15 protein-coding genes are annotated in these 19,145 nt (G+C 42.9%); 5 read left to right on the forward strand and 10 right to left on the reverse strand.

From position 1 onward, the window contains the following. Positions 1–35: 35 nt before the first annotated feature. Entirely contained in the window at positions 36–1,883 is a 1,848-nt protein-coding gene (locus IAR63_RS05755; protein WP_187706905.1) for an AAA family ATPase, read from the forward strand. A 15-nt stretch (positions 1,884–1,898) separates the two neighbouring features. On the opposite strand, the gene IAR63_RS05760 is transcribed toward IAR63_RS05755, so the two are convergent. The 4 genes from IAR63_RS05760 to gap form a co-directional block, all read right to left on the reverse strand. Beyond that, positions 1,899–3,698 (reverse strand): aspartate kinase, encoded by a 1,800-nt coding sequence (locus tag IAR63_RS05760; protein ID WP_187706906.1) that lies wholly within the window; start codon positions 3,696–3,698, stop codon positions 1,899–1,901. Between the two features lie 188 nt (positions 3,699–3,886). Then, the gene (locus tag IAR63_RS05765) at positions 3,887–4,891 is read right to left on the reverse strand and encodes a transaldolase (protein WP_187706907.1); all 1,005 of its coding nucleotides are present in this window, start codon (positions 4,889–4,891) and stop codon (positions 3,887–3,889) included. A gap of 145 nt (positions 4,892–5,036) precedes the next feature. Further along, positions 5,037–6,467, reverse strand: coding sequence for a pyruvate kinase (gene pyk / locus IAR63_RS05770; protein WP_187707377.1), 1,431 nt, complete (start codon positions 6,465–6,467; stop codon positions 5,037–5,039). A gap of 79 nt (positions 6,468–6,546) precedes the next feature. Then, positions 6,547–7,566, reverse strand: a complete 1,020-nt coding sequence (gene gap / locus IAR63_RS05775; protein ID WP_187706908.1) for a type I glyceraldehyde-3-phosphate dehydrogenase — start codon at positions 7,564–7,566, stop codon at positions 6,547–6,549. A gap of 366 nt (positions 7,567–7,932) precedes the next feature. Between gap and IAR63_RS05780 the strand changes: the two genes are divergently transcribed. Next, positions 7,933–8,844: a hypothetical protein gene (locus IAR63_RS05780; RefSeq protein WP_235678364.1), complete on the forward strand. Its 912-nt coding sequence runs from the start codon at positions 7,933–7,935 to the stop codon at positions 8,842–8,844. Between the two features lie 52 nt (positions 8,845–8,896). Here IAR63_RS05780 and IAR63_RS05785 read toward each other — a convergent pair whose 3' ends face one another. The 4 genes from IAR63_RS05785 to fabI all read right to left on the reverse strand — a co-directional run bounded on the left by IAR63_RS05785 (position 8,897) and on the right by fabI (position 13,035). Next, on the reverse strand, positions 8,897–10,330 hold the full coding sequence (locus IAR63_RS05785) for a polysaccharide biosynthesis/export family protein (protein ID WP_187707378.1): 1,434 nt from the start codon (positions 10,328–10,330) through the stop codon (positions 8,897–8,899). A 272-nt stretch (positions 10,331–10,602) separates the two neighbouring features. Continuing rightward, entirely contained in the window at positions 10,603–11,550 is a 948-nt protein-coding gene (locus tag IAR63_RS05790; protein ID WP_187706909.1) for an ABC transporter ATP-binding protein, read from the reverse strand. 19 nt (positions 11,551–11,569) lie between these two features. Beyond that, complete coding sequence (hisB, locus tag IAR63_RS05795; RefSeq protein ID WP_187706910.1) at positions 11,570–12,166, reverse strand: imidazoleglycerol-phosphate dehydratase HisB; 597 nt, start codon at positions 12,164–12,166, stop codon at positions 11,570–11,572. A gap of 92 nt (positions 12,167–12,258) precedes the next feature. Continuing rightward, positions 12,259–13,035, reverse strand: coding sequence for an enoyl-ACP reductase FabI (fabI, locus tag IAR63_RS05800; protein ID WP_187706911.1), 777 nt, complete (start codon positions 13,033–13,035; stop codon positions 12,259–12,261). 358 nt (positions 13,036–13,393) lie between these two features. On the opposite strand from fabI, the gene ntcA reads away from it, so the two are divergent. From ntcA to IAR63_RS05815, 3 genes are all read left to right on the forward strand, one after another. Beyond that, entirely contained in the window at positions 13,394–14,065 is a 672-nt protein-coding gene (gene ntcA / locus IAR63_RS05805) for a global nitrogen regulator NtcA (protein WP_040008442.1), read from the forward strand. 249 nt (positions 14,066–14,314) lie between these two features. After that, on the forward strand, positions 14,315–15,805 hold the full coding sequence (locus tag IAR63_RS05810; RefSeq protein ID WP_187706912.1) for a DUF3084 domain-containing protein: 1,491 nt from the start codon (positions 14,315–14,317) through the stop codon (positions 15,803–15,805). Between the two features lie 2 nt (positions 15,806–15,807). Continuing rightward, positions 15,808–16,281 (forward strand): pre-16S rRNA-processing nuclease YqgF, encoded by a 474-nt coding sequence (locus IAR63_RS05815; RefSeq protein ID WP_141303863.1) that lies wholly within the window; start codon positions 15,808–15,810, stop codon positions 16,279–16,281. Positions 16,282–16,319: 38 nt separating this feature from the next. On the opposite strand, the gene IAR63_RS05820 is transcribed toward IAR63_RS05815, so the two are convergent. Continuing rightward, positions 16,320–16,586, reverse strand: coding sequence for a DUF3146 family protein (locus IAR63_RS05820; RefSeq protein ID WP_006276417.1), 267 nt, complete (start codon positions 16,584–16,586; stop codon positions 16,320–16,322). 196 nt (positions 16,587–16,782) lie between these two features. Continuing rightward, complete coding sequence (locus IAR63_RS05825) at positions 16,783–18,939, reverse strand: polyribonucleotide nucleotidyltransferase (protein WP_187706913.1); 2,157 nt, start codon at positions 18,937–18,939, stop codon at positions 16,783–16,785. Between the last annotated feature and the right edge of the window lie 206 nt (positions 18,940–19,145).

Below are 19,145 nucleotides of genomic sequence, written 5' to 3' on the forward strand. Positions count from 1 at the left end.
TAGCACATCACATTTACCCAGACCTATTAAGACTTATGAGTGACCTATTCAAAGGATTTGAGCAGTTTCTAGAGTTGGTTAAAACATTAGAAGAAAAAATCGAGAGTGGAGAGGTAAAAACAGATATACAGGTCAACTCTCGTCCCCTGAGTAGTATTCCCAGAACGGGCAATATTCCCCGTGGTGCAGCCAAGAGCAGTAATATCAATGATATTGGTACTAGTCGCATTCGCACCCCCTCCTCCCCGACTACTCCCCAACCCTCTAATGGATCATCCGATTCAGCCACCCCCTCTGATAATTCTGGCATTTCCCTGAAAGACATAGGTGGTTTAAGTCAGGTAGTCAAAGAGCTGAAAGAATTAATTGCCATCCCCTTAAAACGCCCAGACCTGCTGGCTAAACTGGGTCTAGAGCCAACCCATGGGGTTCTTTTAGTTGGTCCTCCCGGTACTGGTAAAACCCTCACAGCTCGTGCTTTAGCGGAAGAACTGGAGGTAAATTATATTGCCCTGGTGGGTCCAGAGGTGATTAGCAAATACTATGGTGAAGCGGAACAAAAACTGAGGGGTATTTTTGAAAAAGCTGCTAAAAATGCCCCCTGTATTATTTTTATTGATGAAATTGATAGTCTGGCCCCCGACCGCAGTGCAGTGGAGGGAGAAGTAGAGAAACGGTTAGTTGCCCAGTTATTAAGCTTAATGGATGGGTTTTCCCACACACCAGGTGTAATTGTACTGGCTGCTACTAACCGTCCAGATCATTTAGATCCAGCGCTGCGTCGTCCAGGAAGGTTTGATCGAGAAATTCAGTTTCGCATTCCCGACGCTAACGGACGTAAAGAAATTCTGCAAGTTCTTACCCGTGCCATGCCCTTAGATGACACAGTGGACTTAGAGTTCATTAGCGATCGCACTGTAGGATTTGTGGGAGCTGACTTAAAAGCTGTTTGCCAAAAAGCGGCCTATATGGCCCTGCGCCGTCAAGTTCCATCCATGGAAACAGATATTCCTGAAACCATGACAGTGAATCAGTCAGATTTTCTGCAAGCGCTGAAAGAAATTAAACCAGCAGTGCTGCGGAGCATGGAAGTAGAAGTTCCCCATGTGGAATGGGAGGATATTGGTGGACTAGAAGCCATCAAACAAACCTTGAGAGAATCTGTAGAGGGGGCGCTACTATATCCAGAACTGTACCGTCAAACAAAAGCAGTAGCGCCCAGAGGGATTTTACTATGGGGTCCACCGGGAACTGGTAAAACCCTATTAGCCAAAGCAGTAGCTTCCCAAGCTAGGGCCAATTTCATAGGAGTCAACGGACCAGAATTACTCACCCGTTGGGTGGGAGCAAGCGAACAAGCAGTCCGTGAGCTATTTGCTAAAGCTCGACAAGCGGATCCCTGTGTCATATTCATTGATGAAATTGACACCCTAGCCCCCGCTCGTGGGACTTATACTGGAGATTCTGGTGTGAGTAACCGGGTAGTAGGACAACTATTAACGGAATTGGACGGTTTGGAAACTGGTACTAATATTCTAGTAATAGGAGCTACTAACCGTCCAGATGCGTTAGATCCAGCCCTATTAAGAGCTGGAAGATTAGATCTACAATTAAAAGTTGATCTACCTAACTTAGCCAGTCGCTTGGAAATTTTACGAGTTTATACTGAAGGTAGACCACTATTGGATGTGGACTTAGAATATTGGGCTCAGACGACAGAAGGTTGGAATGGAGCAGATCTAGTTTTGTTATGTAACCAAGCATCTGTGGAAGCAATTAGGCGGTTTCGCGCTAAAGGGGAAACCGATCCTGCAGCCATTAGAATTACCATTGACGATTTTCAACACTCCTACCGTATCCTAAGCCAACAACGTACCAGTTAAAACCCCATTGCCAAATTATGCTGGAACCACAAACTTATGGGTTCCAGCTAGTCCAAAAGCAGTGTGAATTATCTGTAATGCTTTAACCCCTTCTTTTTCTGATACAACACAGCTAATTTTGATTTCTGAAGTAGTAATCATTTGAATATTAATTTGATTTTGCGCCAAAGCTGTGAACATTTTAGCTGCTACCCCTGGTTGACCAACCATTCCCGAACCAACAACACTAACCTTGGCAATGGCGTCATCTAGGATGACTTGTCCCCATCCCAACTGTGTAGCAACTTGATTGATTTTAGCTTGAGCATTTTCTCCATCCGCGCGGTTTGTGGTAAAAGCTATATCCCGACAAGGTACGCCATCAATTACCCGACAGCGTTGAGACTGAATAATCATATCCACACTGATGTTAGATTCAGCCAGTAAACCGAACAACTTTGCAGCTATCCCCGGTTGATCTGGCACATGACGAATTGCCAGTCGGGACTGATTCATATCTAACGCAACACCACATACAGTGGAATGTATGGAGTCCGCAGAATTAATATTACGTGTAGACGCATTAACTTCAAACTCCTGACAGAGAGAAAAAATAGCGCGATCGCAATCTACTGCAGCAACTAAACAACTAACTTTAACCTCACTAGTAGAAATCATTTGAATATTCACACCAGCTTTAGCCAGAGTAGCAAACATTTTAGCAGCTACTCCGGGGCGGCCAATCATCCCTGCTCCAGAAATACTGACCTTTGCCGTATTCCTTTCTACGAACACTTCTGCTTCATTAGAGCCGTCGTTATTTCTCAAAGCTGGAGCAATAGCTGAAGCCACAGCTTCCGCTCGGTTCAAAATAGGTGTATTTACAGTAAAAGCAATATCATTAGAATTACCCTCATGAATTGATTGAATAATCAAATCCACATCTACCTGCTGATCGGCAATCTCATTAAACAATCGAGCCGCCACCCCTGGTCGATCAGGGACGCGTAATAAAGAGACTTTAGCCTGATCAATATCAAACTCTACCGCATCCACAGGACGGGCCAGCTCCAAATTGACCATGGCCCGTTCTTGAACCTTATTAGATGTGACCCAGGTTCCCGGTTGGTCAGTCCAACTAGATCTCACCACCAATGGTACACCATAATTCTTGGCAATTTCCACCGCCCTAGGATGTAACACCTTAGCACCCAAACTAGCCAATTCCAGCATTTCATCACAGGTAATTTCCTTCATTAACTGAGCCTCCGGTACTAACCGGGGATCAGTAGTTAAAATACCGGGTACATCCGTGTAAATCTCACAGAAATCAGCCTTTAAAGCCGCAGCCAAAGCCACTGCTGAAGTATCAGACCCTCCACGTCCCAGGGTAGTAATTTCCATGGCTGAAGTGTTAGAAATTCCTTGAAAACCTGCAACCACTACCACCTGACCGGCATTTAAATGGCTAATTAAACGCTCAGTTTCAATGTGTAAAATCCGGGCACGAGTATGCTCTGCCTCAGTAACAATACCCACCTGGGCTCCAGTCAGAGAAATAGCCGACTGGCCAATTTCCTGTAAAGCCATACTGAGGAGAGCAATAGTTACCTGCTCTCCTGTGGAAAGCAACATATCCATTTCCCGACGGGTGGGACTAGGGGAAATTTCATGGGCCAGCTTCACTAACCCATCAGTGGTTTTTCCCATAGCAGAAACCACAACCACAACAGAATTTCCCCCCTGTGCAGTGCCATGGATGCGCCTGGCTACCGCTTGAATACGTTCCACAGAACCAACGGAAGTACCACCGTATTTTTGAACTATGAGCGCCATTACCTTGGAATCCCTCTGTAATCCTTAATTAACTTGCTTTTGGCTAGTATAAAGATTTTGTTGATTTTTATTTTCCACATTCCAAAATAGCATGAAATTCTGGGTAAAGCCATAATCAAAAATTGCCCAGATCTCTCAAGGATCTGGGCAATTTCTCCATCCAGTCTAAAATTCAAAATCTCAGTTGTTTAACCAACACCTACCATTTCGGCTTCTAAACGACTTAATCTAGCTGTTAGTAATTCCTCCAAACTGATTAAAGCCTTAGTAAAACCATCAATTCCCTCCCTCAGTTTATCCGAAGCCATGCGATCGGCAGCGTGCATGCGCTCAAAAGTAGCCTGATCAACCGATATTTTGTCAATAGACAAACCAGAAGTAGTTACCGGATCCAGTTTCCGAGGTAACTCCGCCACAGTATTTTGCAATTCCGATAATAAAGCGGGGGAAATAGTCAATAAATCACAACCAGCCAACTCAGTAATTTCCCCCATATTACGGAAACTAGCGCCCATCACCTCAGTTTGATAGCCGAACTTTTTATAGTAGTTATAGATTTTAGTTACGGATAACACACCGGGGTCTTCTGCGGGGGGATAGCTAGATCTGCCTGTGTCTTTTTTATACCAATCTAGAATCCGTCCCACAAAAGGAGAAATCAGGGTAATTCCAGCTTCAGCACAAGCTATGGCCTGATGAATTCCAAACAATAGAGTTAAATTGCAGTGAATACCCTCTTTTTCTAAAATCTCCGCCGCTTTAATGCCTTCCCAAGTAGCAGCAATCTTAATCAAAACCCGGTCTGCAGAAATTCCTGCTGCTTGATACTCAGAAATCAAATATCTAGCCTTAGCCACAGTTCCATTAGTATCGTATGACAAACGAGCGTCCACTTCCGTAGAAACCCGACCAGGAATAATTTGCAGAATCTTTAAACCAAAGGAAACTGCCAAGCGGTCAAAAGCTAGAGAAACCACCTCTTGATGACTAGCCTTATTTCCAGCATCTTTCTTAGCCTTAATGAGAGTTTGGTCAACAATATGTTGATATTCGGGCATTTGAGCTGCTGCAGTAATCAAAGAGGGATTTGTTGTTGCATCCTGGGGTTTAAATTTTTCAATAGCTTGAATATCACCAGTATCTGCTACAACCACGGTTACTTCACGCAACTGTTCTAGTAAGTTTTTAGACATAGTATACTCCATGATTTTCTTGGGTTCAGGATTTACTAATCCCCAAATATTTAAACTCTTTGATATTCCAAACGATTACCATTATGGCAACCTTTCTCCCAGAATTGCCCTTTATCAGCGGTATCTCATAGCCATTTTAGATCTACTAAGCTGTAATTGGTTGTCCAATAGAATGCACTTTGATTAAACTTGTTGTGCCTGACATACCAATTGGAACTCCTGAGGTAATAACCACCTTATCACCCATTTCCACAAAACCTTGATTAACTACCGTACTCACCACATTAGTAAACATCTCCTCAGCATGATAAACTGGGGGAATTAACAAAGGTTGAACACCCCAGGACAATGCTAACTGATGATAAGCAATAGGTTCAGAGGTCAGAGTAATAATCGGGGTCAAAGGACGATATTTAGAAATCAATCTTGCTGTGCTGCCAGAAGTAGTATTGCAAAGAATGGCCTTAGCACCCGTCTCATAAGCAATTCGACAAACCGCCTGGGCAACAGATTCCGTGACACTCAGAAGACCAGACTCACGGTTCCAAGTATGTTTACTTCCTTCTTTAATTGCCTTCTCTGTTTGTAAAGCGATGTTGTGCATTGTTTGTACTGCTGCTATAGGATACTCACCCACGGCAGTTTCTCCGGATAACATTACCGCATCCGTACCATCTAAAATGGAATTAGCTACATCCGTTGCCTCCGCTCGAGTTGGATCAGGGGAGCTAATCATAGACTCTAACATTTGAGTAGCCGTAATTACAGGCTTACCAATCAGGTTACAGCGATGAGTAATATCCTTTTGAATTAATGGCACTTGGTGAATAGGCATTTCCACACCCAAATCACCACGAGCAATCATAATTGCATCAGCCACCTTGAGAATATCATCCAAGTGTTCAACGGCCTCAGGACGTTCGATTTTAGCAATCAGACGAATTTTAGAACCAGCACCCTCAATCATCCGTCTAGCGGGTTCCAAATCCTGGGTAGAGCGCACAAAAGACACTGCTACCCAGTCCACACCTAACTCCATTCCAAACCGTAGGTCTTGCAGGTCCTTTTCTGTAATTGAACTTACAGGTAAAGGAGTGCCAGGTAAATTCACACCCTTATGGGAGGAAACTAATCCACCAGTATCTACCCGTGCACGAATTTGGTCAGCATTGCGACTAACCACAGTTAACTTTACCCGACCATCATTAATCAGAATTGGCTCACCAGATCGAATCATGGCAAATAAAGTGGGTAGAGGCAAAGGTAATTCTTGAGTATTTTCCCCCTTTTCCTGTAAAAGAAAAGTTACCTCACTACCAGCTGCCAACATGATCCCTTCTGGTGGGAGTTTTCCCAAACGAATTTTGGGACCACATAAATCCTGTAAGATTGCCACAGGTCTACCAGCTTCATTACTAATGCGTCTTAAATTGTGAAACGTTTGGGCATGTGTCTCATAAGCTCCATGGGAAAAGTTTAGTCTTGCCACATTCATTCCCGCTTCTACTAAAGCTTGTAACTTTTCCGGTGCAGCTGTAGCAGGACCAATAGTGCAGATAATCTTGGTGCGACGCATCATAGAAATTAAGAGTAGGGTGGGGGTAGCACAACCCAATTAAGCCCAGAGGAATGATGAGAAATACCAACAGTAGCAGTTATCTATTTCTTTGTGCCATGTACACAATTAGATCCACAACCCTGTTGGAATAACCCCACTCATTGTCATACCAGGAAACAACCTTAAAGAAATGAGAATTTAACTCTATACCCGCACCAGCATCAAAAATACTAGAGTGGGCATCACCTTGAAAGTCCGTAGAAACCACCTCTTCATCGGTATAACCCAAAATGCCCACCAGGGAACCTGTAGCAGCTTGTTTCATCGCTGCACAAATATCCTTGTAAGAAGTAGCCTGCACAGTTTTGAAGGTTAAATCCACTACGGACACATCCGGTGTGGGCACCCTAAAAGCCATTCCCGTTAACTTACCCTTCAATTCTGGTAAAACTAGGGCCACTGCTTTAGCAGCACCGGTAGAAGAGGGAATAATATTTTGAGCAGCTCCCCTACCACCGCGCCAGTCTTTTTTGCTGGGTCCGTCCACTGTAGGTTGGGTAGCAGTCATAGCATGAACTGTGGTCATCAGTCCCTCTGCTAACCCAAAGTTGTCATTAATTACTTTAGCAATTGGGGCCAAACAATTTGTAGTACAACTAGCATTAGAGACGATGAAATCCTCATTGGGATTGTAGGATTCATGGTTAACACCAACCACGATTGTTTTCACCTTTTGAGGATCTTTTGTGGGAGCAGAAATCACCACTCGTTTAGCGCCCGCTTGTAAGTGATTTTCCGCTCCGGTAAAATCCGTAAATAGTCCTGTAGATTCCACCACATAGTCTACACCCAATTTACCCCAAGGTAGTTCAGCGGGATTCCTCACGGAAACACAAGGGATGAAATGACCATCAATAACCATACCATCTTCCCTGGGTTCTATCTGGTTTTTTAATTTACCATGGGTAGAGTCGTACTTTAAAAGATAGGCCAGATTGTCTGGGGGAACCAAATCATTAATTCCCACAAACTCAATATTAGGATTATTAATACCAGCACGGAGTACCAGACGGCCAATACGTCCGAAACCATTAATGGCAATCTTTAACTTAGGCAAGATTTAACCTCCTGTTTGTAGATATTTATAGCTTTAGCCATGGAGAACTCTTCAGGTTAGTTCTCTTCTAACTTAGCTGATTGTTACAGTGGGAAGACTGATATGGCGAATTTCGATTATATATTTTAATGTTTAATGTATGTTCACTATCTCCACTAAGTAGGGAGGCACAATTATTTGTAGGATGGCTTTCGTTCCTCAACCCATCCTACGTTCATATTATATTTAATTCCACCCACCCACTTATACTTAGGCAGGTCTGAATCAGGATACCGATAATAATTTTCAGTAACTTTTAGATTGACAGGGAACTAAAAATGAGTTAGGTTATTGCATTAAATTAAAAACATGGTGTGGGGGATTAACATGAATATTAAGATAGATAAATTAACAGGTCTAGCTACATCAGTATTGACATTAACCAGCGGGTTGGCTATTGTAACCTCCACCAGTCAGACAGTATTGGCACAGGTGGTGACCCTACAACCAGGTACTTTTTCTTACCAAGCTGCCGATTTGTTAGCGGAAACACCAATTAATTTGGAAGAATTTTGTAAGGTCTACCCTTTGAATTCCCGTTGTGCTAGCACTCCTGCACAACCGGTAACACCACAACCCCCTCAACCTACCCAAGAAACAACCCAAACTGGTCCAACAACCAGTGGTTGGGCAATTACTCCTGAAATTAGTACTCTTGGTGTTGGTGCAACGGTAACCAAATCAATCACACCCAATCTCAATGCCAAATTGGGAGTTAGGGGGTTTGGTACCAGTGCTAACATCACCGAGTCTGGGATTGATTATGATGCTAAACTCAATTTGTTCAGTGTCTCCACTTTGGTAGATTATCATCCTTGGAAAAACTCCGGTTTTCGTTTAACGGGAGGTCTAGTATTCCAAGACAACAATATAGAAGGAACTGGCAAATCCAACAGTAATCAAAAAATACAAATAGGCGACCAAGAATACACCTCAGATCAGTTAGGATCAGTTAAAGCTAAAGTTTCCTTTCCTAATAGTGTGGCCCCATATCTGGGAATTGGTTGGGGAAATGCAGTTAAACCTGGTAACCGTTGGAGTTTTTCCGCCAACTTAGGTGTCATGTTTACGGGATCCCCTAAAGTTAATTTAGCACCTCAATTTGGAGGTGCTGCAACACCTGAGATCCGGAACCAAATTCAAGCTGATGTTGAGAAAGAAAGACAACAACTAGAAAATGACCTGAAATGGTTAAATATTTATCCCGTACTATCTCTAGGACTCTCCTACCAGTTTTAATGATGTTTACAGATGGTGGGAGATCAGGGATTATGGATCTCCCCCCCCACTGCTAAAATCCCAGTAGTCGGAATAGACTAATGATGCTAAATACGGGAGCTAGGGGAGCAGTAACTGCACCTAAAGTATCTCCCGTTCTGGCCAGAACTGAACGATTCACCACTATAACGTCATTATTGCGCAGGATAGGGTTGGTCTCCTCATTTATCCCTTTAGAAAGGTCAACCTTTACTGCTCGTTTAGTAACTGTACCATTGGGATTAAGACGAACCAAGTCCACTGAACTGCTACTTGCCCTAGCATCATTGAATCCACCAGCTGCTAACAAAGCTTGGTTTAAAGAACTGTTAGGCTGAAGCTCAGTAACCCCTGGTCTTTTTACCTCCCCAACTACCCCCACCTTGATTGTTGCGGGCGATAGGGTGGTAGTGGCCAACTGGGTTACCTCTGCTGTGTTTACTTGTGTTGCTGTGGGAACAATAATAGTGTCACCGTCTTGTACCACCACATCCTGATTTAAGTCTCCGCTTTGCAACAGTTCCCACAAATTGATGTTTAGGGTTTGTTCCTTGTCAGTTCTGGTGGGACGACGAACCTTAATGTTGCGCACGTCAGCTTGGGATGTGATTCCTCCCGATAACTGAATGGCTCGCATTACTGTGGGCAAACCACCACTGTCATTTCCACCCCCTGCAGCAACCAAGTAGGAACCAGGACGGTAAACTTGACCAGTAATGGCCACCCGGCGCGGTGCTGTTCTACTAGCAGCGTAGCTGGCTGCAAATAAGTTGCGGGCCTCAGCTACGTTAAAATCTGTCGCAGTGGGAACAAATATGGTGTCTCCATCTCTGAGAGTTATGTCTATGGGTATTCTTCCTGTTTGGGTAATTTGTTTCAGGTCGAGATTTACCACCTGTTCTCCAGAACGTCCCACCTGACGTCGTAGTTGTACCTTGGTCACATCCGCTGCTAGTGTTACTCCCTCTGCTGTGGTCAGGGCGGCTAATACTGTGGGATATTGTACACCAGGATTATTACCTCCGGTTCCTTGTAAACTCAAACTATAGGACCCAGGTCGTGTCACTTCTCCAGCGACAAAAACGTTGATGGGACGGGGTGCTAATAAGTTTACGGAAATTAAAGGACGTTTGAGAAATCGAGCATATCTTCTGGCTATTTCGTCTGCTGCTTGTTGGGTTGTTAGTCCAGAAACGGGAATGCTGCCAATTAATGGCATGTTGATTTCTCCCCCAGGAGGGATTTGATATTCCCCAGTGTATTCTGGCGCTTCAAAAACGTTCACACGAATCCGATCTCCACCACCTAGGAGGTAATCGGTGAATAGACTAGAACTGGCAGAATTTACTTTTGGCTGAGGTTTTGATTGGGCTAAACTGACCAATGGCCAGGCTGTATTAAGGGTGGTCAGTAAGACTAGGGCTGTGCTTGAATGGATAATTGGTTTCCAGAAGTTTTTGCTAACCATTTTTACCTGAGAGTTTGTGCTTGGCATCTGTAATAGTAAAGTTTAGACATTATAACAGCTGAAAAAATTTGGAAATATAGCCTGGCCAGAACGCTATAGACAAGTTTGATGGCTAAAAATGAGAGTTGGGTAAGCATTCTGGCTCTATACCTAAGTCCTGACTATAGTTAGCTGTGTAAGTTCCCAATAGCATTGTTTTCATTTATTTTCATCCACAAGCTTCATTATCCGGGAGTAACTTGTCCAAACTATTAGTTTTGAGTAAGGTTAGGTTAAAGTTTTGAGCAGGTTGCTAACTGGGATAACTGTTGAATAAAAAAATCCTCCAAGGACTGACGACATAAGCTTATTTTAATCACTTTCCCACCCATTAACCGCAAACTGGCAAGAAAATCATATAAATCCTCTTTTAAGATGCCATGCCATATAGCTTCTCGTTCAAATTGTATCTCCCCCAATCTTTTTTGCAATATCTCTTTATCCCCTCCTTGACCCCTGATATAATAACTTTTCTCCTCCCCTAACAATTCACTCAGGGATCCACTGCAAATTATTTGTCCTTGATTTAATATGCCAATGCGATCGCAAATCTGTTCCACATCTCCTAATACATGACTGTTGAAAAAGATGGTTTTTCCCGCAGATTTAAGGGAAAGGATAATTGCTCGCATTTGATGTTGTGCTAAGGGATCAAGTCCAGACATAGGCTCATCCAAAAACAGCACTTCTGGATCATTGATCAACGCCTGAGCTAAACCAATTCGCTGAACCATTCCTTTAGAATAGGAACTAATCCTTTGTTTGCGAGCTTGATTTTGGGATAAACCAACTAGTTCTAATAGATGAACTATCCGTTGTCGTTGCACACGAGAGGAAATTCGGAAGATCCCCCCAGTCAACTCTAACAACTCGTATCCAGTCAGATAATCGTAAAAATAGGGGTTTTCTGGTAAATAACCAATAAACTCTTTGACCGAGCGATCGCCTAGTGGTTTCCCCAACAAAAATCCTTTACCACTAGAAGGACGACTTATTCCCAGTAAAATTTTTAACAAAGTAGTTTTTCCTGCACCATTAGGTCCCAAAAGGCCAAAAGTTTCTCCTGGATAGACTTCTAGGGAGCAGTTTTGGAGAGATATAATCTTGTGATGGGACCAAAATCCTGTGCGGTAAACCTTGCCCACCTGAGAGGTAAGGATTGCTGGAGAATTGTTAAACATGAATGTATTTTATTATCAACTATAACACGCCTTTAGAACTAGGAATAGTTTGAGCGCGACGAGGATCGATCTCGACGGCCATGCGCATTGCTCTGGCAAAAGCCTTAAAGGTAGCCTCAATAATATGATGAGAATTGATACCATCCAGTTGGCGAATATGTAGAGTCATTTGACTATGATTTACTAAGGCCACAAAAAACTCTCTCACTAGTTGAGTATCATAGGTTCCTACCCTTTCAGTACTAATATGTAATCCATAACTGACATGGGGGCGACCAGAGAAATCTAAAGCTACCTGGACCAGTGCTTCATCTAAAGGAGCGATGAAATGACCGAAGCGGGCAATACCCTTTTTATTACCAAGTGCCTGATGCAGAGCCTGACCTAAAGTAATACCCACATCCTCATTGGTGTGGTGGTCATCAATTTGCCAGTCACCCGTAGCCTGAATATCCAAATCAAATAAACCATGGGAGGCAATCTGCTGGATCATGTGATCCAAAAAATAAATACCCGTATTAGACTTACAAATTCCCGTACCATCAAGGTTAATGGATACGGTTACATCTGTTTCTCCTGTAACACGTTTAACCGTAGCGTATCTTTCTTTACTCATTGTCAATTCATAGTTATTTATTAGTTCGTTGGCAAGCAGTTGAAACAATAACCGACGTAGAACGTCGGTGATGCTTAATATTCCAAACTAGGTTACATGCCCATAATTTCATATCCCGCATCTACATATAGGATTTGTCCGGTAATTCCACTGGATAAATCACTACATAGAAAAGCAGCTGCACTACCCACCTCTAATTGAGTTACAGTACGTTTAAGGGGAGCCACTTGCTCAACGTGGTGAATCATATCCAAAATACCACCCACAGCAGAGGAAGCCAGAGTGCGGATGGGACCTGCGGAGATGCCATTGACACGAATATTTTGGGGTCCCAGTTCTGCTGCCAAGTAACGCACACTAGCTTCCAGTCCAGCTTTGGCTACTCCCATTACATTATAGTTAGGAATAGCCCGCACTGCGCCCAAATAGGAAAGAGTCAGAATACTACCACCTTCTGTCATCAAAGGTTTAGCTGCTCCACTTAACTGAATAAGAGAATAAGTGCTAACCTCTAAAGCCTTATTAAATCCTAGGCGAGAAGTTTGACTAAAATCCCCACTTAAATCTTCCTTATTAGCAAAAGCTAGACAGTGAATGAGAATATCTAGCTTACCCCATTTTTGTTGAATAGCGTCAAAAGTAGCTTGGATTTGTTCTTCATTCTCTACATTACAGGGCAGAAATAAACTAGGGTTAAGGGGTTCAACTAACTCCAGGACCTTCTTTTCGAACTTACCCTTATCATCGGGCAAATAGGTAATTCCCAGATTGGCTCCAGCTGCATGTAGTTGTTGGGCAATACCCCAAGCAATAGACCGACTATTGGCAATCCCCGTAACCAGGGCATTCTTACCGGACAGGTTTAGCATAAAAATTGTTAACGCGATTGATCTTATTGAGAATATTGTTAAATTAAATGTTATCCTAAATGTGATCTTCATAATTCTCCGTCCCCATGAACCTTTTTATGGTGATTCTTTAAGAAGTTATTAAAGATCTGGCAAATTTTGAACCGAAAAAACCCGAAAATTGTCCTCCAGGGGAGGGGTGACCCACCATTTTAGGTTAAAAATCACCAAAATTGGGTATCATGATCGACAAAATAAGATAAACCGGTAAATTTGAGTATAGTAAAAGACAGAAAGATTGACGGTGCGTTCTAGATTTTTCAGTTGTATTCTTAGGTATTAAGTTTTTGTTTTTCCGGTGTTGGGTAAGGGAAGGGAGATGATCGTAATGCAAGATAAAGCCCTGGCAAATGTTTTTCGTCAAATGGCAACGGGGGCTTTTCCCCCTGTTGTGGAGACGTTTGAACGCAACAAAACCATCTTTTTTCCCGGGGATCCGGCCGAACGAGTTTATTTTCTTCTCAGAGGTGCTGTGAAACTTTCCAGGGTGTATGAAGCGGGAGAAGAAATAACAGTGGCCCTGCTACGAGAAAATAGCGTTTTCGGTGTTTTGTCATTGCTAACAGGTAATAAATCAGACAGGTTTTACCATGCTGTTGCTTTTACTGCGGTGGAATTGCTCTCTTCGCCAATTGAGCAGGTAGAGCAGGCCCTCAAGGAAAATCCAGAATTGTCAATGCTTATGCTGCGAGGCCTCTCCTCGCGGATTCTGCAAACAGAGATGATGATTGAAACTCTTGCCCACCGAGACATGGGTTCTCGGTTAGTCAGTTTTCTGTTAATTCTCTGTCGCGACTTTGGTGTTCCCTGTGCTGATGGGGTTACTGTTGACCTCAAGTTATCCCATCAGGCGATCGCAGAAGCAATAGGTTCCACCCGAGTGACTGTAACCAGGTTACTAGGAGACTTGCGGGAGAAAAAAATGATTTCTATCCACAAGAAAAAAATCACTGTGCATAAACCAGTTGCATTAAGCAAGCAATTTACCTAAAGGTTGCTAAGTTTGCTTAGGGGGGTCTAATTCACCAGGCAAGTTGTGTTTACTCTTACGGACCAATATCCCCCTGTGTCCACCGTGCAACAATTTTAATAAGGTGCAATTCTATGACTCCAAGACATGGATACCTATGGCTGTCAAACAATATTTAAACTTTACTATTCTATCCAATTCTTTTTCTCCACAGACCATGGTTAAAAGTAGTAAAGTGTATATGGAAGCTTTTTTGGCGGTAGGATTAAGATGGCCACTGGGTACATCCTCATAGCAGCAATTTTAATTTTGGGCGGTGTGATTGCCACCCTCGGCGATCGCATTGGTACCAAAGTAGGTAAAGCACGTTTATCTCTGTTTAATTTACGTCCCAAGAAAACGGCGGTTATTGTCACTATCTTTACGGGTAGTGTGATTTCCGCCACCACCTTGGCCATTTTATTTGCCGCCGACGAGGGTTTGAGAAAGGGTGTATTTGAGTTAGAAGATATTCAAAAAGATCTCAGAAACAAACGGGAACAATTAAAAACTGCTGAAGCTCAGAAGATTAATATAGAGAATAGACTAATTGCAGCTAGAAAAGCTCAAGAAGAAGCTAAAAACCAGCTTATAGAAACAAATAAGTCTTTACAAGAAGCAAATAGTAAACAAAAAGCTACACAAGCTAAACTTGACATTACTACTACAAAACAGATTAAAACTCAAACTCAACTCCGGGGAACCCAGAGCAAACTAGGTAAGGTTGTGGTTCAGTATAGACAGGCCCTGGGTGAACTGGAAAATTTATACCAACAACGCCAAGCCTTACAATTGGCAGTGGGAGAATTAAGAAGTGAACGTCAGCAGTTATATGCTCAAGCTCAACAAGCTATTGATGAGGCTAAAAATGCAGTTACCAAACGAGATCGAGAATTGTTCAACCGCAAAGCAATTATTGCACAGCGAGATCGAAAAATTGCTGGTTTGGATAGGCTAATTCAAAATCGCAATTTAGAAATTAGGAAACGAGAACAAATTATTGCTAGTAGAGAAGTGCAACTAGGGGAGCTAGAAAAACAGCAGCAGTATTTAGAACAAGAGGTAGCAAGATTGGAAAAATATTATCAGTCTTATCGCGACCTACGTTTGGGTAAATTGGCTTTGGTTCGTGGTCAGGTAATAGCATCTGCTGTAGTTAGTGTGAATAAACCTAGCGTTGCCAATCAGGTCATTACCCAAATATTTCAGGAAGCTAATAATAACGCCAGCATTCAATTAAATGAACCAGGAACCAACCAAAATAACACAGACTTACTACGTATAAGTGAAGAAAGGGTGGAACAACTGACTAAACAAATTCAGGATGGTAGGGAATATGTAGTGAGAATTTTTTCTGCTGGTAACTACGTAAGAGGGGAAAAACAAATAGAATTTTTTGCCGATGCTATGCCCAATCAACTGGTATTTTCTGCTGGTCAGGTATTGGCTACAACCTCTGCGGATATGAAAAGTATGACATCATATCAACTGCGTCAAAGGCTAGATCTAGTAATTTCTGCTTCCCAGTTCCGTGCCCGAAATGCTGGCATTGTGGAGAGAATAGAGATAGATGGCACTTTTTTACGATTTTTTTCTGAACTGGAGCAGTCTCAACAAGCTTTGGAAGTAAAAGCAGTTGCTGCAGAAAATATCTATACTGCAGGTCCTTTAAGAGTTAAACTGGTGGCAATATCCAATGGAAAAATTGTTTTTAGCACTTAAAAATGAATAATATAAATGGTATAAAAACACAGTGCACAATTTTAGGCTTTGACCCTGGACGTGACAAATGTGGTGTAGCAGTGATGGGAATAGACCGTAAACTTTACCATCATGAAGTTGTGCCAGCTAAACAGGTGATCGCCCATATTTCTGATTTCAGGGCAACTTTTTCCATTTCCAGAATTGTGATGGGAAATCAAACCACAGCTAAAACTTGGAAACAGCAACTGGAGCAGGAATTAAACCCCAGTTTGGATATTATCTTAGTAGATGAACGTTACACTACCTTAGCTGCAAGAGACCGTTATTGGCAGATGTTTCCTCCCAGAGGATTAACAAATCTCGTACCCAAAGGTTTACGTCAACCACCACGGGCTATAGATGATATTGTAGCAATTCTCCTAATTGAACGCTATCTTGAAGAACTGGGGATTTGCCACAAAAACACTACTAGTCATCCCATTTGTGACCAGTAGTGTTTTAGTATTTGTCAACCTCTTGTAGTGGCTATAGTTCATATTTCGGCCCGAATAGTAAAAGTATAATCTCCTCCTGGTTCCAATTGATAATCTTGTTTTTCTAAAAAGCGTCCCAGGGGATCCCTAATCAAGGCCCTTCCCCGAGAGGGTTGAATGGAAAGTTCTCCCCGGAGAAAATACCATTCAAAATGCCATTCAAAATTGCCAGCACTGACATCACCTTCCAGAAAGCCATGTTGCCAGGATTGACGGGTGATTCTCACGTGGGCAGTAGTTTCTGGTAAACGTTTAGCGCTGACCATGGAATAACAAGTGTAAATTTTCCTTCGAGTAAGAAAATTATACAATCACTGGAGAATATCCCATTACCCAGGTATCACGGATTTTAGATTTGTGATTTATTATACTTAATCTACAATCTAAAATCCTATAGCCCTAGCCACCGGGGGTGAGCCAGAACGCTTCTTCACTAAACCTTCTGGACAAAGCTAGATACAACTAGCGATTTGTTGCTGCGGCTTCTCGTGCAGCAGCTGCCTGATCTGGATGAATGCCCAATCGTGTCAGGTTAATTCTCCCCTTGCTATCAATTTCACGAACCTTGACAATTACCTCCTCACCAACAGCTACTTCATCTTCCACCTTACCTACACGATAATCGGCCAGCTGGGAAATATGGATCATGCCCTCCTTACCAGGTAAAAATTCCACAAAGGCCCCAATTGGTATAATCCTTGTCACACGACCCACATATACATCTCCCTCGTGGAGCTTGCGGGTCATGCCCTGAATTATACTTTTTGCTCGTTTGGCTCTACCTTCATCTATGGCGGAAATGGTCACAATACCACTATCTTCAATGTCGATTTTAGCACCCGTCTCTTCCGTAATACCCTTGATGGTCTTACCGCCTGGACCGATGACTAAACCAATCATATCAGGATCAATTTTAATTGTGACTAGTCGTGGTGCAAAAGGTGAAGTTTCAGTTCGTGGTTTGTCTATAGTTTGCAACATCTTATCCAAAATGTGCAATCGAGCATCCCTGGCCTGATCCACGGCTTGTTTAATTACATCTAGAGACAATCCAGAGATTTTCATGTCCATTTGTAGTGCCGTGATACCCGTATCAGTACCTGCCACTTTAAAGTCCATATCGCCCAAAAAGTCTTCAATGCCCTGAATATCAGTGAGTACCCGTACTTCCGATCCTTCCTTAATTAAACCCATAGCAGCACCGCTGACAGGTTTGGTAATGGGAACACCCGCATCCATGAGAGCTAGGGTAGATCCACAAACTGATCCCATGGAGGTAGAGCCATTGGAAGAAAGAACTTCCGAGACCACCCTAATGACGTAGGGGAATTGCTCTTTGGTAGGAAGCACAGGCAAAATTGCCCTTTCCGCTAAAGCTCCATGCCCTATTTCCCGTCTTCCAGGGGCTCGCAAGGGTTTAGTTTCACCTACGGAGAAAGGAGGGAAATTGTAATGATGTAAGTAACGTTTGGACTGATCTACTTGTAAATCATCACTTAAACTTTGGGCATCCCCCGGTGTGCCAAGGGTACAAGCTGACAATACTTGAGTTAATCCACGATTAAATAATCCACTGCCATGAACACGACGGGGTAGGACTCCTACCTGGGATGAAACGGGACGTACCTCATCTAACTTGCGACCATCTACTCGTACATTGTCTTCAACAATTTGACGACGCATGAAGTACTTAGTGATGTCTTTAAAAGTATTGTCAAGTACTTGACTATTAGCTGTTGCAGCTATGCGAATAGGATCTTCCTCTCCAAGGGATTCAATGCTAGATGCGATCGCACTTTTAACTACATCCAGGGCAGCATCGCGTTCAGTTTTAGTTAATTCAAACTGAGCGAGTATTTTTTTAATTTCCTCACTAGCGCGATCGCGGATATAGTTTTCCAGACTTTGATCGGGTATTGGAGGTTCTTGGTGAACAATAGTCAAACCCAGTTCAGCAATTAAATCTCGTTGTGCTTGAATTAAATCCCTAACTGCTTCATAACCAAAGTCAATGGCCTCAATAATATCCCGTTCAGGTAACTGATTTGCTCCTGCTTCCACCATAATTACCCCATCGGGGGAGCCAGCAACCACCAAATCCAAATCACCAGCTTCTATTTCGGCGTAGGTAGGGTTAATAATAAAATCATCCCCAACTAAACCCACACGTACTGCTGCCATTGGTCCATAAAAAGGAATTTGGGCAATCAGAGTAGCGATAGAAGCTCCGGTTACAGCCAACACATCGGGTGGCACCAGCTCATCCATAGAGAGGGTCAAAGCAATAATTTGCAGGTCATCTCTTAACCAGGAGGGGAACAGGGGACGCAATGGGCGGTCAATCAAACGACTAGTTAAAATAGCCCTTTCTGGTGGCCGACCCTCGCGGCGCATAATACCACCGGGTATTCTTCCAGCAGCGTACAGTCTTTCTTCATAATCTACTGTTAGGGGAAGAAAATCAACGCCCTCTCTGGCTTCTGATCTTGTGGCCGTCACCAAAACGGCAGTGTCTCCCGATTCTATCAACACCGAACCACCTGCTTGAGGGGCTAACAATCCGACCTTCAGTCGAATATCCCGTCCATCAAAGGATATTGACTTATCAATTTCTGCCATTCAGTTTCTTTTCCTTCTATGCACTCTATTCTCGCTCTGTGGCAATCCTAACACTTATATAATGTAGACGACTTGGTTTTGGATATATTAGTTTCAGACAAGGTAAAGGGGGGGGGATCTGGCGACTTTTTAGTTTGTACTTGGGAATTTGTGAAAAAATATGTGAATTCTACACGGTGCTTGGTTGGATAAAACAAAAAGTAATT

The organism is Cylindrospermopsis curvispora GIHE-G1, assembly GCF_014489415.1.
GTDB lineage: Bacteria > Cyanobacteriota > Cyanobacteriia > Cyanobacteriales > Nostocaceae > Raphidiopsis > Raphidiopsis curvispora_A.